The sequence below is a fragment of the Streptosporangium sp. H13245 genome (genome assembly GCF_055690525.1).
Genome location: NZ_JBSZKT010000002.1, coordinates 135,550 through 148,597 on the forward strand (window position 1 = coordinate 135,550; position 13,048 = coordinate 148,597).

General features: G+C 67.1%; 16 protein-coding genes. 11 read left to right on the plus strand and 5 right to left on the minus strand.

Translation table 11 applies throughout. The annotated features are described in order from the left end of the window. Window positions 1-593 precede the first annotated feature (593 nt). The 6 genes from ACW9TB_RS04635 to ACW9TB_RS04660 all read left to right on the plus strand — a co-directional run bounded on the left by ACW9TB_RS04635 (window position 594) and on the right by ACW9TB_RS04660 (window position 4,423). Window positions 594-821 carry a hypothetical protein gene (locus tag ACW9TB_RS04635; RefSeq protein WP_472746659.1) on the plus strand — a complete coding sequence of 76 codons (228 nt, stop codon included), beginning with the start codon at window positions 594-596 and terminating at the stop codon, window positions 819-821. A 238-nt stretch (window positions 822-1,059) separates the two neighbouring features. Beyond that, window positions 1,060-1,218, plus strand: coding sequence for a hypothetical protein (locus ACW9TB_RS04640; protein WP_472746660.1), 159 nt, complete (start codon window positions 1,060-1,062; stop codon window positions 1,216-1,218). Between the two features lie 117 nt (window positions 1,219-1,335). After that, window positions 1,336-2,271: an NAD-dependent epimerase/dehydratase family protein gene (locus ACW9TB_RS04645; protein ID WP_472746661.1), complete on the plus strand. Its 936-nt coding sequence runs from the start codon at window positions 1,336-1,338 to the stop codon at window positions 2,269-2,271. A 5-nt stretch (window positions 2,272-2,276) separates the two neighbouring features. Further along, window positions 2,277-2,552, plus strand: coding sequence for a MoaD/ThiS family protein (locus tag ACW9TB_RS04650; protein ID WP_472746662.1), 276 nt, complete (start codon window positions 2,277-2,279; stop codon window positions 2,550-2,552). Between the two features lies 1 nt (window position 2,553). Continuing rightward, window positions 2,554-3,444: a formylglycine-generating enzyme family protein gene (locus tag ACW9TB_RS04655; RefSeq protein WP_472746663.1), complete on the plus strand. Its 891-nt coding sequence runs from the start codon at window positions 2,554-2,556 to the stop codon at window positions 3,442-3,444. 40 nt (window positions 3,445-3,484) lie between these two features. Next, window positions 3,485-4,423, plus strand: a complete 939-nt coding sequence (locus tag ACW9TB_RS04660) for an NAD-dependent epimerase/dehydratase family protein (RefSeq protein WP_472746664.1) — start codon at window positions 3,485-3,487, stop codon at window positions 4,421-4,423. Between the two features lie 10 nt (window positions 4,424-4,433). On the opposite strand, the gene ACW9TB_RS04665 is transcribed toward ACW9TB_RS04660, so the two are convergent. Both ACW9TB_RS04665 and ACW9TB_RS04670 read right to left on the minus strand, forming a co-directional pair. Next, on the minus strand, window positions 4,434-5,093 hold the full coding sequence (locus ACW9TB_RS04665) for a PIG-L deacetylase family protein (protein ID WP_472746665.1): 660 nt from the start codon (window positions 5,091-5,093) through the stop codon (window positions 4,434-4,436). A gap of 48 nt (window positions 5,094-5,141) precedes the next feature. Then, complete coding sequence (locus tag ACW9TB_RS04670) at window positions 5,142-5,780, minus strand: ribonuclease FAU-1 family protein (RefSeq protein WP_472746666.1); 639 nt, start codon at window positions 5,778-5,780, stop codon at window positions 5,142-5,144. 229 nt (window positions 5,781-6,009) lie between these two features. Between ACW9TB_RS04670 and ACW9TB_RS04675 the strand changes: the two genes are divergently transcribed. Both ACW9TB_RS04675 and ACW9TB_RS04680 read left to right on the plus strand, forming a co-directional pair. Further along, entirely contained in the window at window positions 6,010-6,171 is a 162-nt protein-coding gene (locus ACW9TB_RS04675; protein WP_472746667.1) for a hypothetical protein, read from the plus strand. Between the two features lie 20 nt (window positions 6,172-6,191). Next, on the plus strand, window positions 6,192-6,824 hold the full coding sequence (locus ACW9TB_RS04680; protein WP_472746668.1) for a 3'-5' exonuclease: 633 nt from the start codon (window positions 6,192-6,194) through the stop codon (window positions 6,822-6,824). A 307-nt stretch (window positions 6,825-7,131) separates the two neighbouring features. On the opposite strand, the gene ACW9TB_RS04685 is transcribed toward ACW9TB_RS04680, so the two are convergent. Then, on the minus strand, window positions 7,132-7,563 hold the full coding sequence (locus tag ACW9TB_RS04685; RefSeq protein WP_472746669.1) for an ATP-binding protein: 432 nt from the start codon (window positions 7,561-7,563) through the stop codon (window positions 7,132-7,134). 417 nt (window positions 7,564-7,980) lie between these two features. On the opposite strand from ACW9TB_RS04685, the gene ACW9TB_RS04690 reads away from it, so the two are divergent. Then, window positions 7,981-8,820 (plus strand): helix-turn-helix domain-containing protein, encoded by an 840-nt coding sequence (locus ACW9TB_RS04690; RefSeq protein WP_472746670.1) that lies wholly within the window; start codon window positions 7,981-7,983, stop codon window positions 8,818-8,820. 9 nt (window positions 8,821-8,829) lie between these two features. Next, a complete protein-coding gene (locus tag ACW9TB_RS04695) occupies window positions 8,830-9,027 on the plus strand; it encodes a DUF397 domain-containing protein (protein ID WP_472746671.1) in 198 nt (65 codons plus the stop codon). A gap of 143 nt (window positions 9,028-9,170) precedes the next feature. On the opposite strand, the gene ACW9TB_RS04700 is transcribed toward ACW9TB_RS04695, so the two are convergent. Together ACW9TB_RS04700 and ACW9TB_RS04705 are read right to left on the minus strand one after the other, a co-directional pair. Next, window positions 9,171-10,553, minus strand: coding sequence for a GH39 family glycosyl hydrolase (locus ACW9TB_RS04700; protein ID WP_472746672.1), 1,383 nt, complete (start codon window positions 10,551-10,553; stop codon window positions 9,171-9,173). A gap of 161 nt (window positions 10,554-10,714) precedes the next feature. Then, a complete protein-coding gene (locus tag ACW9TB_RS04705; RefSeq protein ID WP_472746673.1) occupies window positions 10,715-11,740 on the minus strand; it encodes a phosphotransferase family protein in 1,026 nt (341 codons plus the stop codon). 197 nt (window positions 11,741-11,937) lie between these two features. On the opposite strand from ACW9TB_RS04705, the gene ACW9TB_RS04710 reads away from it, so the two are divergent. Beyond that, window positions 11,938-13,020, plus strand: a complete 1,083-nt coding sequence (locus ACW9TB_RS04710) for a GNAT family N-acetyltransferase (protein ID WP_472746674.1) — start codon at window positions 11,938-11,940, stop codon at window positions 13,018-13,020. Window positions 13,021-13,048 lie beyond the last annotated feature (28 nt).

The following is a 13,048-nucleotide window of genomic DNA, read 5'->3' on the forward strand; positions in this document are numbered from 1 at the left end:
GGCGCTTCTACTGTCACCTGCATGACGGGACGACGTAGACTCCCAAAAGCTCAAGATCTGGCTGCGGCAGATGCGGACCCTGCGTGGACTCCTCAACGTGGAGACCTCGCCCTTGATACGGCCGTTAACCGTATCGGGGTTGTGGTTGCCGTGCCGGAGGATACGGGCACTAATGTCTATTACCTGCACCCCCTTACTGGTGGAAGTGATTGGGTAGCGCAGCTCGACAACCTTCAGCCGCACCCGGATGTTGCCGCTGTAGCGTTCTTCGCAACGCCATGCTTCCGCATTCAACAGGTGGAATCACCTTTCCAAAGATCCCCGCCTCAAGGCGTCATTCCACTCACGCTCGATGCGGTCGGCCACCTGGACTTGCCGATTCATGTGGTTCTAGGAACCTGTAGGACTCGCAGCCTGCCGCCAGACCAGCTGCGACAAATCCCGGGAGCGCGCTTCCTTGCAAGCGGGAGGGTCCAGTTGTGATCCCACCCCCCAAGACGCCGACAGACCAGCTGATAGAAGCGATGATCGTACGCGGAGACGCCCTCCAACTCCTGCGTAACCGCTTGCATAAATACCGTCTCTACCCGGCCATGAGCTACAACGAAGGGCCGGGGCTGCACGTGGCCAGCGACGTGACGGTACGGGTCAGTGAAAACAACGGCGTCTTGGCCTACACCTGGAAAATTAAACCGGGCTTGAGCGCCGCCACGCAGGACGCGGCCACGACCGCTCCGGTGAGCGACGTGGACGAGGCCGCCCGGCTGATCGCCGAGGCCCTCGGTCGTGTTCCCCATCCAGACGAGAACCGAAAGTCGTGAGACCGGTGCGTCGGCAGGGAGTGCCGGAACTCCTGGTCGCCGCGCTGCATCACCCGTGCCGCCCGAGTGCCACGGCGAGGTAGGTCGCACAGGGCGCGGTACGGACTCGCCGCGGTGTCAGGCGGGCTCGTACCGCGCAGCACGAAATTTCACCCGCCTGAGAAAAGAGCACCGCCATGGTTGTCGTCGCACAACTCACCCCCGGTGAACTGGCCAACCGCGACCCCTCATCCCCGACTTGCTGTTCGGGCACCTGACCGGCCGCGTCGCCCGCGAGGAGGACCTCTCCCAGCAGACCGCCGAGCAGATCGTGAAGCAGGCACTGGCGTTCCTCATCGCGTGCGGACGCCACCCGGACGTGCGGTTGTCTCCGTCCAAGCCGGTCGACGTCGACTGACACACCTTCATCCTCTGCACCCGGACCTACGCCGAGTTCTGCCAGCGAACTCACCGACACATCCCCGCCACTGGCGATCTGCTCGTAAATCTGAAATCCCAGAGAAAGAGGAGAACGATGTCACGTCACATCCTGGTGACCGGCGGTGCCGGATTCATCGGCTCCCACCTGTGCGCTGCCCTGCTCGACCGGGGCGACCGGGTCACCGCGCTGGACAACCTCTCGGCCGGGCGCCTGCCCGCCCTGGACGTCCTGCTTGACAGGGAGAACTTCGTCTTGCTGGAGCAGGACGTCGCCGAGCCGATCGACTGCGGCCAGGTGGACGCGGTCATGCACATGGCCATCCCGGTCGGGCCCGAGGTCGTGCTGAGCCACCCGATCGACACGATGCGCGCCGGAGCGACCGGCACGTTCAACACGCTGGAGGTGGCCAGGAAGTACGGCGCACGGTTCGTGCTCGCCTCCACCTCCGAAATCTACGGCGACCCTCTCGTGCATCCACAGAGCGAGGACTACACCGGCAACGTCGATCCCACGGCGCCGCTGTCGTGCTACGACGAGGCCAAGCGGTTCTCCGAAGCCCTTACCTTCTCCTACCTGCGCGAGCACGGTCTCAACATCGGCGTGGTGCGGCCGTTCAACGTCTACGGGCCCGGCATGTACCCCGACGACCGGCGGGTGGTCCCGGCGTTCATCCGGCAGGCGATGGCGGGCCGTACGCTGACGCTGCACGGCGACGGCGCCCAGACCCGGTCGCTGTGCTACATCGAGGACTTCATCACTGGACTGCTGGCCATGCTCGGCAGCGACGAGGCGGGCCCCATCAACCTCGGCTCCGACGAGGAGATCACCGTCCGTGCCCTGGCCGATCTGGTCATCGAGGTGGTCGGCTCCGGGGCTGTCGAGACCGTCCCGGGCCGACAGCAGGACTCCCACGTGCGTTGCCCGGACATCAGTCGCGCACGTAGGCTGCTCAGCTGGGCACCGACGGTGCCGTTGCGCATGGGCATCGAGCGCACCGTGGCCCAGGTCCGTGCCCAGCAGGCCGCTTGACCGCTATGGCCGTCATCGTGATCCCTGCGGCGTGGCGCACCGCCGCGGGAATCCCCCACGGAAAACTGGAATGCGCAGCGGAAACGGTCGGTGACGCTGTTGAGTGGCTGATCGCGGCCCATCCCGAACTGGAGTCGCGGGTTCTGGCCGAGCCGGGTCGGCTGGTCAGTTGGGTCAACCTCTACCTCGGTGCGGACGACATCCGCGACCTGGACGGCCTGAACACCGCCGTGCCACCCGAGAGCGAGATCGTCGTGCTGCCCGCGCTGGCCGGAGGCTGACGTGGGCGATGAGAACAGCGAGATGGTGCTCATCCCGGGCGGGCAGGTAGCGATCGGTGCGCCCGGCCACCACCTGGACCAGGTCAGCGACGCTCAGCCCTACCCGCGGTCCTGGTTCGCCGACGAAACACCGCAACACCACCGCTGGGTGTCACCGTTCCTGCTGGATCGCCACCCGGTCACCAACACCGCCTTCGCCGTCTTCGTCCAGGACAGCGGCTACCGGACGGCGGCCGAGCAGCGCGGCTTCGGCCTGGTGTACGGCGAGACCTTCTGGGAAGAGCGTCCCGGCGCCTGCTGGAGACATCCCACCGGCCCCGACAGTGATCTTTCGGGGCGCCTCCAGCACCCGGTGGTGCACATCGCCCGCGCCGACGCTGACACGTACTGCGTCTGGGCAGGACGTCGCCTGCCCACCGAGGAGGAATGGGAGTATGCCGCGCACGGCCCGACCTGGCACCCGTGGCCCTGGGGAGAGGAGTTCGATCCTGGGCTCGTCAACTGCGCCGACCACTGGGCGGGCCAGCTAGTGGACGGCCTGACCGGCTGGCGCCGCTGGTGGACCCAGCAGGGCAGGCGGCGAGGTGACCTCCCGGCGACCACACCGGTCGGCACGTTCTCCCCGTACGGCGACTCGGTGTTCGGCCTTGCCGACATGGCGGGCAACGTCGGCGAATGGACCGCCACCACCTACCGGTTGTACGCCGAACAGGTGGACTGCAATCCGATCCTGCGCCAAGCCCAGGGACGCTACGACGTGCTGCGCGGCGGCGGCTGGATGAACCTGCGCTGGCAGACGCGCACCACCGAGCGCATCGCCTGCGACCCGGCCTACAGCACCTGGGCGTCAGGGTTCAGGTGCGCGGCCACCCTCCCCTCCGGACTCTCTTAATCCCCCCTCCACCACGATGAGCCCCCCTAGGCTGCCTACCATGCACGCACTCGTCACCGGCGGGGCCGGGTTCATCGGCTCCCACCTCACCGATGCCCTTTTGTCCCGGGGGACCGCCGTCACCGTGATCGACAACCTGTCGACCGGGCGCACCGGCCGGTTGCCCGTCGACATCGATCTGCGGAAGGTGGACATCACCGACACCGCCGCGGTCACGGCCGTGGCCGAGGAAGTGCGGCCACAGGTCATTTTCCACCTGGCCGCCCAGATCGACGTGAGAGCCTCGGTCGAGGACCCGGCCCGGGACGCGGCCATCAACATCGGCGGCACCATCAACCTGCTCCAGGCGGCACTCGCGGTGGGGGCGAAGCTGGTCTTCGCCTCCACCGGCGGCGCCCTGTACGGCGTGCAGGCGCCCATCCCTTCAGACGAGAGGGTCCTGCCCGCTCCGGAGGCACCGTACGACACCGCGAAGTACGGCGCCGAGCAGTACCTCGGCCTGTTCAACCGCCTGCACGGCACCGGGCACACCGCGCTGCGGCTGGGAAACGTCTACGGGCCCCGTCAGGACCCGAGCGGCGAAGCCGGGGTGGTGGCGATCTTCGCCGGGTGTGCCCACCGAGGGCAGCAGCCCACGATCTTCGGTGACGGCGTGCAGACCCGCGACTACGTGTACGTCGGCGACGTCGTCGCCGCGTTCATCGCCGCGGCGGCCACCGAGCGCGGCGGGATCTGGAACATCGGCACCGGCCAGGAGACCAGCGTCCTGGAACTGGTCGGGCACATCGGCCAGGCCGCAGGCCGGGTGGTGGATCCGGTCTTCGCCGCGGCCCGGCCCGGGGAACTGCAGCGCAGCGCCCTGGACGCGGGCGCCGCACAGCGGGATCTGGGCTGGACGGCCACCACTGCCATCGAGGAGGGCATCGCCCGCGTATATACGTGGGTGCGAGACGGCCAGCCCGAGCAGGGCGGCCTGTAGGTCGCGTCGGCTACGCCATCAGCCGCACGCACTCGTACGCCTCGGCTGCCTCCGCGCCGCACTGCATGCCGCGCAGGGTGGCCAGGCCGCGTAGCGTCTCGTCCGAGCGGGTGTGCGGGTGCTCCCGGCGCTGGCTGGCGTACAGGTCCATCGCGGTGATCTTCGCGTCCATGTGCCGAGGCTCCAGTGTCACGTAGAAGTTCGGCGGCGCGGTGGGCGCCATGCGCCACTGATCAGCGGCTTGCTCGTAGGCCAGCACCACCGGCGGGTGGTGTCGCCTGCGACGGTCGCTGGGGCGCAACGCGGTGATGGCGGCCTCGGCGACCGCCCGGTGGTCCTGGTTGTAGCTGGTCGGGTGCGGGAACGCGATCAGCGTGGGCTTCAGCGTGGCCAGCGAGATCGGTGTGGTGTCCTCGATCACACGCGACAACTCCAGGCGCGGTACCTGGTCGAGAGTCAGTTGAGCCGCCTTCGGCAACGCGACGTGCCAGGACGTGATGCCGAGGTGGGCGGCGACCTTCTCGATCTCCTCCCGGTTCTCCGTCTCGGTGGAGAACCCTGCCGCCGCCTGTGGCACGTCCGCGCCGATGGTGATGTACAGAACATGCGTCTCTCCACCGGCTTCGCTGATCCGGGAGATGAGGCCGCCGCACCCCGATGACCTCGTCATCGGGGTGCGGAGCGATGACGAGTGCCCGCTGGTCGGCCCAGTTGATCGTCATATCGTGCTCACGACTCCTTCTGCCGTCAACACCTCTGGAGACAGGGCAGGGACCGGCCAGGAGGGATTAGCGCGCCAGTTCGGCCAGTCGGCACCGAAGGCCCCGCGACGGTCTTGAATCATCGCCAGCACTTCGTCACGGGCTTCCTGCACCTCCTGGTGTTCGTCGTCGGTGACGACGCCCATCCGTCTGGCGTGGCGGTACTCGTCTTCATCTTTCCAAGCCCACCGCGCCAGGTCCGGCGTTACGACCAGATCGAGGAACAGGTCGAAGGTGTCGATTCCAGTGGCGGTGCGCTGGCAGGGGCGTTGGAAGTTGACGTACCAGCGGTCCAACTGGTGATCGGGGGTGAAGAACAGGTTGACACTGAAGAAGGCGTGCTCGCTGAGGATGCTGAGCCAGATGCTTTCGCGCCACGTCCAGTGGCCCAGCTCCCATTGCCGGGCGGCGAGGTTTACGACCGCCGCATCACGTGATGCGGCATCTTCGTTCTGCGACCAGCTGATCCACGTGATCGGGGCGAGACTTCGGATACCGGGCCAGTAGGCCAGGGCGAGTTCGTGGCCGGTGTCGTGGACGACGCGGTGAGGGGAAGCCGTCCACACCCGACCATCGAAGACATCGCGCCGGATCACTGTGACTCCTTCGGGAAACCGTGCTGCTACGGGGAGCGCCATGGGCGCATGATGCCATGCCACAGGCGCTACCAAACTTGAAAGGGTATGGCCCTTTGGGGCTTAGTAAACTCTTTGACCTGCGGTGATGTCATGAATGAAGCTCAGGAGTCAGTGAATGGCACACTGGCGGCTACCAGCGGCCGGTGTTCGCCCCTCCGACGATGCCCGCCGACTCCTCTGGAGTGAGGTGCGTGCGGCGCTGGAGCAGGTGTGGGAGGTCGCCCACCCGCATGTCCACACCGCACACGGCCGCGCTCTGCAAGGGTATGAGCTGAGCCCCGACGAGCGGCGGCAGCTCGACGAGGCACGGGACCACCTCGCCGCCTCCGCCCGCTACGACGACGACTGACCCGCCAGGAGAGACGCGCCATGCACGACCAGCCATGGACTACCGCGCGCCTGGTCGCCTTTGACCTGGAGGGCACCGGCAGCCAGGACCGCGAAGACGAGGCGATCCTGGAAGTCGGGGCAGTTCCGCTGTCCGATGGGCGCACGGATCTGCGAGGCGCCTACGACTCGATCGTGAACCCGGGGCGGCACGTCCCGCGTCGCCCCTGGTCCTCGCCCGGTCTCACGAACGACGTGCTCGCCTCCGCCCCCTCGCTGGAACACATCACCCCAGAGCTGACGGCCCGCCTGGATGGGGCGTACATCGTCGGCCACAACGTGCACGTGGACTGGCGGCTGCTGTCGTCGCGCTGCCCCGGCATCCGCCCGGCCGGACTGATCGACACACTGAAACTCGCCAGGCGCGTCCATAAGGGCAAGCAGTCGCGGAGCCTCACCGCGCTCCTCGACCACTACCAGCTCACCGACGAAGTGACTCGACTTGCTGGCGGGCAACCACATCGTGCCCTGTGGGACGCGGCCGGTGCCGGTCTCCTGCTCGGCGAACTCCTCGGTGACCTACCCGGCAGTGGAACTCTCACCATCGCTGGGCTTCGGGACGTCGCCGACTCACCGCTCGGCGACGGCGGCGAACAGCCCGTACCGCTGTTTTGATCTCGGGTGGGTAAGCGGCTCCCTGTCGGTCGGGGACTCCCAGGGGAAGAGCCGCCCGGCACGGTGACGTCGTGGTCAGCCAGGTACGGCTTGTGGCCGCCCGGTGGGCAGGACGGGTTGCACAGTACGTCGACCCAGACATGGGCGACCGGCGCGGTGATCTGTTCGACGGTCTCCGCCGGGAGTACGTCGTCGGTGATGTCGGCCCAGATCATACGTACGGCGGCGGCCAGCGTGACGATGCGGGTGCCGCAGCGCACGCAGACTCGCACGTCGCCGGGCATGTCCAGAACGGACAGCGGTCCGCTCATCGGGATCCCGGCTCCACGCAGACGAACCATACGGTTTTGCCCTGCGGCGCGGACTCGACACCCCACCGGTCGGCGTAGGCCGCGACGATCGCCAGCCCGCGCCCGTGCTCCGCGTCCAGACCGGCCGGGAACGGGTTCGGCCACACGGCGCTGTGGTCGGTGACCTCTCCGCATACGATCCGCCCGTGCCGGTGCAGCGAGAGGGCGATCGGCGCCCTCCCGTGCACGACCGCGTTGCTCACCAACTCGGACACGACCATCGTCACGTCCTCCGCCACGGCGGAGATGCCCCAGGCGACGAGCACTTCACGCGCCACCCGACGCGCCGCGCCGACCGTTTCGGGATCGGCGGGCAGATCCCAGTACGCCTCCCGGGTGTTCTTGTCGTCTCTTACAGGGGATGGAGGGATGAAGCTAGGGTTCTTCATAGGTCAGAGGACTCCGAGTTCCTGATCCAGTCCTCGGGCTGGTGGTTGCGTCACCATGCCCGAGGACGCCGAGAATTGTTTGCGCTCGTTGCTACAGAAACGAGCGCATACACATAAGCCACACGGCGGGTACGCCCGGCCACGCGCCAGGTAGGCCCACAGATGCGTCGACTGTCGGCCCGAGTCGCGATCAAAGGTCCGTCGTGGATCTACCTCGCCTCGATCTCGATGGTCAGCACGCCACGCATGTGCATGACTGACGTGCTCTCCATGCGTCGCTCGCGATCGTTCAAACCAACCCCTCTCACGCATGGTTACGAGTACTCTCTCGATAGTGACCGATCGCATAGATACTTTCAAGGCGATAGTTTCAATGCGTCAATATGTCCTATTTTCGAAATAAGAGGGGAAATCATGATGAGTCCTACAATCCGCCGACGCCGTCTCTCCGCCGAACTCATCCGTCTTCGCGAGCAGACGGGGCTCAGCGTCGAAGAGGCGGGACGCCGACTGGAGTGGTCACGTGGCCGCCTCAACAAGATGGAGGCCAACAAGTGGACCAGGCCCGATCTGGGGAACATCCGGGCTCTTTTGGACCTGTACTCGGTAACGGACCCGACACAACGTGAGGCCGTCCTGACGCTGGCTCGCCAGTCACGCGAGAAGGGATGGTGGGCTAACTACCAGGACATTTGGCGTGGATCCCTAGCCGGATTCGAAGCAGGGACATCCTTGATCAACACTTACGAGGATCTCCGCGTGCCCGGGTTGCTCCAGACCGAGGAGTACGCCACGGCCATGTTCAAAGGTGGCCGGGTGATGGAAGACGCCCAAATTCGTCGCCGCGTAGAGGCGCGGCTGGCGAGGCAGGCCGTTCTGTACAGCGAGACCCCGCCCACGTTGTGGGCGGTGATCGATGAAGCCGCACTTACCAAAACGGTAGGCAGTCCGCCGGTGATGCGTCGGCAACTGCGGCATATCATCGAAATGAGCGCCAAGCCAAACATCTACCTGCAAGTCCTACCGGATTCAGTCGGAGCCCATGCCGCCATGGACGGCGCGTTCACCATATTGAACTTCCCGGATCAGAATGATCCGAGCATTGTTTATATCGAGACCGCGACAAGTGACCTGTACCTGGAGACCTCCGAAGAGCTTGAGCACTACAGGCTCATCTTCGACCTCATACGCTCGTCCGCACTGGGCCCAGACTCGTCCGTGGCGCGCCTGTCCAACCTGATAGATCAACTCGGTTAAGAGGTATTCATGAATTCCCCCCAGCCCCTCACCTGGCGAAAGAGTTCATATTCCGGTTCAGGTGATAACTGTGTTGAGGTCGCGGCACTTCCCGGCGGAGGGCAGGCCGTACGGGACTCCAAGAACCCCAGCGGCCCCGTCCTGAGATTCACCCCGGGTCAATGGAACAGCTTCATCAAAGGTCTCAGGAACGGCGAGTTCGACTAGATGGGTGATTCCACGGCGTAATGGCACGGAGACGTGGACGCAGAGATAGAACGTGGGTGTCCACGCTCAGCTTGTCCGGCCAGGCCATACCGTGCTCACCGACCGCCCATGGCCACTGATTCCCCTCGGAATCACCCACCCAGCTAGGCTCCCGCGCGCTCGCTCCACCTGACCTCGTACGGCTTCAGCTGGAACTGCCTGCCGTCCACGACGGTGGCGGCGGCGGCGTTGGTGGTGTTGACCATCACGAGCTGGCGCTCCTGGGCCAGGACGCGCACCCGCGCGTTGGAGGAGGCGACCGTCTCCAGTGCGACCCCGAGGGGGAACCACTTGGTGAAGCCGCTCATGATGCCCGCCATGGGCATCTCGACGCCGGTGCTCGGGTGCCACAGGCAGCCGGGGCAGACCTGGTCGTCGCTGGTGGACTTGCGCTGGGGGTTCCAGAAGAGGGAGGTGGTGACGCCGCTGGTGGCGAACTCCATCATCGCGGCCGTGTGGACGGCGATGCGGCGGTCCTCCTCCCAGTCGCTGTTGTTGGGTTCGACGTACCACTCGGCCCACCAGACCGGCAGGTCGCCGCTCTTCTCCCGAAGCCACGTGGTGAGGGCGCCGAACTTGCCCAGGGCGGTGAACTCGTCGGGGAAGGCCCCGGCCTCCTTGGTGACCGAGGCGCCGTCGACGACGATGAAGTCGGCGCCCTTCTTGTTCTGGATCCAGTACTTGACCGCCTCCAGGTCACGCTGGACGATGCTGCCCCACGCGCCCTGGATCTCCGCTCCCCTCTCGGGGACGGTGGTGCTGCCGACCGACACGTAGGGGCCGCCGACCTTGATGTCCTTGTCGACGGCCTTCAGGGCGTCGTAGACCTTGTTGTACAGCTCGGTGTAGCCCTCGATGTCCCAGCGGTTCTGCGGGGTGTTCCAGAAACCCTTCAGCTCGTTCCAGACCATGAAGTGCTTGACGGTCGGGTAGCGCCTGGCGACGGTCGCGGCCAGCTTGGCGTAGTCGTCGAAGTGCTCGCGCCGGGGCGCGGTCTCCAGCTGCGTCCAGTCGGTCCTGCCCGAGCTGCCGCCCTTCATCCAGTCGGGCGAGCAGCACAGCGTGATGATCGGGATGGCCTGGGAGCCGGACATGAACCTGATCCGGCGGTCGAGGTCGCGGAAGTCGTTCTTGCCCGGTGCGGGCTCGGGGTTGCCCGCGCCCCAGCCCATGATGTGCTGGTTCTGCAGCATCGGGACCCGGCTCAGCAGGTGGGAGGCGGCCTCGGTGACCTCGCCGCCCTCGTTGTCGGCGCTGAACTCCGTGTGGGTGATGCCCCAGCGCGGCCACTCCTGGAAGACGGGGGGCGCCGCCAGCACGGGTGCCGCCTCCGTCGGGGCCATCGTCATGGTCTGCCCACGGGGAACGTCCGGCTTCGCGGCGTAGGCGATGATGCCGACCACGAGCGCCGCCGTCACAACCATGGCCCCCAGCGCGACCGGCCAGGCCGGGCGCCGTCGCTGGTGCCGTCCGTTAGTCGGTATCACCGATTCCTCGATCCTCGCAGGTCAACGAATGTAGCGTTCCATAGCGGCATTGGGCGTGACGGTGCCCCCGAATGGTTCACAGGCAAGCGTTACCCGCCGCGCCGTCAGCGTATCCGGGGCGGCTTGCATGACGCTTGAAACTTCTACCGAAGGCCCGCGGCTCAGCCTCCCAGGACCCTCAGGGCCCGGTCGATCAGCGTGGGGACGGCGGCGCCGATGTGCTCGAAGCCCTCGCCGACGGTCTTGCCCTGCGTGAACCTGGCGTGGATGCCCTCCACGATGACGGCGAGCTTGTAGTTGCCGAAGGCCACGTAGAAGTCCAGGTCGGACAGGTCCGCGCCGGAGACCTTGGCGTAGTGGGCGGCGAACTCGCGGCCGGTGAGGAAGCCCGGGGCCACGGTGACGCCCGCCGCGACCGGGACCGAGGCGCGCTCCTCGTCCCCGGGGTCCTGCCAGTAGGTGAGGGTGAGGCCGAGATCGGCCAGGGGGTCGCCGAGCGTGGACATCTCCCAGTCGACGACGGCGAGGATGTCGGGGTCCGGGGAGAGCCGCACGAGCGTGTTGTCGAGCCGGTAGTCGCCGTGGACCAGCGTCGAGGCGGACCGCGCGGGCAGGCGCTCGCGCAGCCGGGCCACCAGGCGGTCGTACGCGGGCATGTCCGCGGTCTTCGACCGTTCCCACTGCTGTCCCCAGCGCTCCAGCTGGCGGGCCATGTATCCCTCGGGACGCCCGAAGTCCCCCAGCCCCACCTCCCGGTAGTCGATCGCGTGGATCGCGGCGAGCACCTCGGCCAGCCGCTCGGACAGCCGCCGGTTCTGGCCGGGGGTGAGCCCCCGGGCGTCCTCCCGGGTCCGCACGGCCGCGCCGTCGACGTATCCCATGAGGTAGAAGGGCGCCCCGATCACCTCAGGGTCGTCGCAGAAGGCGACCGGCTCGGGCACCGGGACCGAGGTCGGCGCGAGCGCCGAGATCACCCGCCACTCGCGCCTCATGTCGTGGGCGGTCGGCAGCACGTGCCCCAGCGGCGGGCGGCGCAGCACCAGGCGGCGCCCGGGGGTCTCGACGACGTACGTCAGGTTGGATCTGCCGCCCGCGATCAGGGAGACCCCGGTAGGCTCGCCGGCGCCGGGGACATTGGCCGCGATCCATCCGACAAGGGGTGGCCAGTCGATGCCAGGGGTGCTCATAGCCACCAATTAGAACGTTACTCGGGTCAGTGGCGCCAGCCGGGGTTACTCAATGAGATCCCGAAACGTTGCAAGGGGCGCCGCCCGACCCCGGTTCCGTCCTTTATCGTTACATTACGTGCCTACCAGCATGCTTGGGCTTTACGGCATTCTTCACAGGATGACGTAGGGGACCCCGCACATCCCAGTAGGAGCTCATGCGCGTCTCAATTGTTCAGCCCCGTGACCTCGGCCCGGCCGACATCGACCGATGGAGAACCCTTCAGGGCGCCGACCCCGCCTTCGACACCCCGTTCCTGTCTCCGGAGTTCACCGTCACCGTGGGCGCGCTCCAGGAACGTGTGCGGGTGGCGGTGCTGTACGACGGGGCGGACGTGGTCGGGTTCTTCCCCTTCGAGCGTCATCCGATGGGCATCGGCATGCCGGTCGCCGCGGGCCTGACCGACGCGCAGGGGCTGGTGCACGCCAAGGACGTCGAGATCGACGCGCAACGGCTGATCAGGGCGTGCGGCCTGGCCGTCTACGAGTTCGACCACCTGGTCGCCGGGCAGCCGCTGCTCCAGCCGGGGCACGACAGGCACCCCTCGCCGATCATCGATCTGCGCGACGGCTTCGAGCCGTACATCGAGACGATCAAGGCGACCTCCGGCAAGACCTACCGCTCGACGGCGTACAAGAGCCGCAAGCTCCAGCGTGACGTCGGGCCGCTCCGGCACGACTACGCCACCACCGACCTGACGCCGCTGCGCACGCTGCTCGGCTGGAAGACCGAGCAGTACCGCCGCACCGGCCGCACCGACCGGTTCGCCCGGCCGTGGATCGTGGAGCTGGTCGAGCGCTTCCTCGCCACCGACACCGAGCACTTCGGCGGGGTCCTCGACATGCTGTACGCGGACGGGAAGCCGGTCGCCGGGCACTTCGGGCTGCGCACCGGCACCACCCTCGCGGGCTGGTTCCCCGCCTACGACACCTCCTTCGCGAAATACTCCCCCGGCCTGATCCACCACCTGGCCATGGCGGAGAAGGCCGCCGACGCCGGGATCGAGGTCATCGACATGGGCCGCGGCGAGAAGGAGTACAAGGAGAAGCTCAAGAACGGCGAGTACGAGGTCGCGGAGGGCCGGGTCGCCCGGCTGAGCCCCGGCGCCGGGGTCCACTGGATGCTGCGGGTGCCGGTGCGCAAGGCGCGTGGCACGGTCCTGGCCAGCCCGCTCCTGCGCACCACCGCCGACCGCGCGCTCAAGACGTACGGCCGCCTGAGAACATCCCTGCAAGCGTGACACGTCCCGCCGCGGCGTGGGAACGGTC

What these genes read in the sequence shown, in the direction of transcription:
- ACW9TB_RS04635 (WP_472746659.1), top strand. Translation starts at nt 594, where the DNA reads ATGAGCTACAACGAAGGGCCGGGGCTGCACGTGGCCAGCGACGTGACG.
- ACW9TB_RS04645 (WP_472746661.1), top strand. Translation starts at nt 1,336, where the DNA reads ATGTCACGTCACATCCTGGTGACCGGCGGTGCCGGATTCATCGGCTCC.
- ACW9TB_RS04650 (WP_472746662.1), top strand. Translation starts at nt 2,277, where the DNA reads ATGGCCGTCATCGTGATCCCTGCGGCGTGGCGCACCGCCGCGGGAATC.
- ACW9TB_RS04660 (WP_472746664.1), top strand. Translation starts at nt 3,485, where the DNA reads ATGCACGCACTCGTCACCGGCGGGGCCGGGTTCATCGGCTCCCACCTC.
- ACW9TB_RS04665 (WP_472746665.1), bottom strand. Translation starts at nt 5,093, where the DNA reads ATGACGAGGTCATCGGGGTGCGGCGGCCTCATCTCCCGGATCAGCGAA.
- ACW9TB_RS04680 (WP_472746668.1), top strand. Translation starts at nt 6,192, where the DNA reads ATGCACGACCAGCCATGGACTACCGCGCGCCTGGTCGCCTTTGACCTG.
- ACW9TB_RS04685 (WP_472746669.1), bottom strand. Translation starts at nt 7,563, where the DNA reads ATGAAGAACCCTAGCTTCATCCCTCCATCCCCTGTAAGAGACGACAAG.
- ACW9TB_RS04690 (WP_472746670.1), top strand. Translation starts at nt 7,981, where the DNA reads ATGAGTCCTACAATCCGCCGACGCCGTCTCTCCGCCGAACTCATCCGT.
- ACW9TB_RS04695 (WP_472746671.1), top strand. Translation starts at nt 8,830, where the DNA reads ATGAATTCCCCCCAGCCCCTCACCTGGCGAAAGAGTTCATATTCCGGT.
- ACW9TB_RS04705 (WP_472746673.1), bottom strand. Translation starts at nt 11,740, where the DNA reads ATGAGCACCCCTGGCATCGACTGGCCACCCCTTGTCGGATGGATCGCG.
- ACW9TB_RS04710 (WP_472746674.1), top strand. Translation starts at nt 11,938, where the DNA reads ATGCGCGTCTCAATTGTTCAGCCCCGTGACCTCGGCCCGGCCGACATC.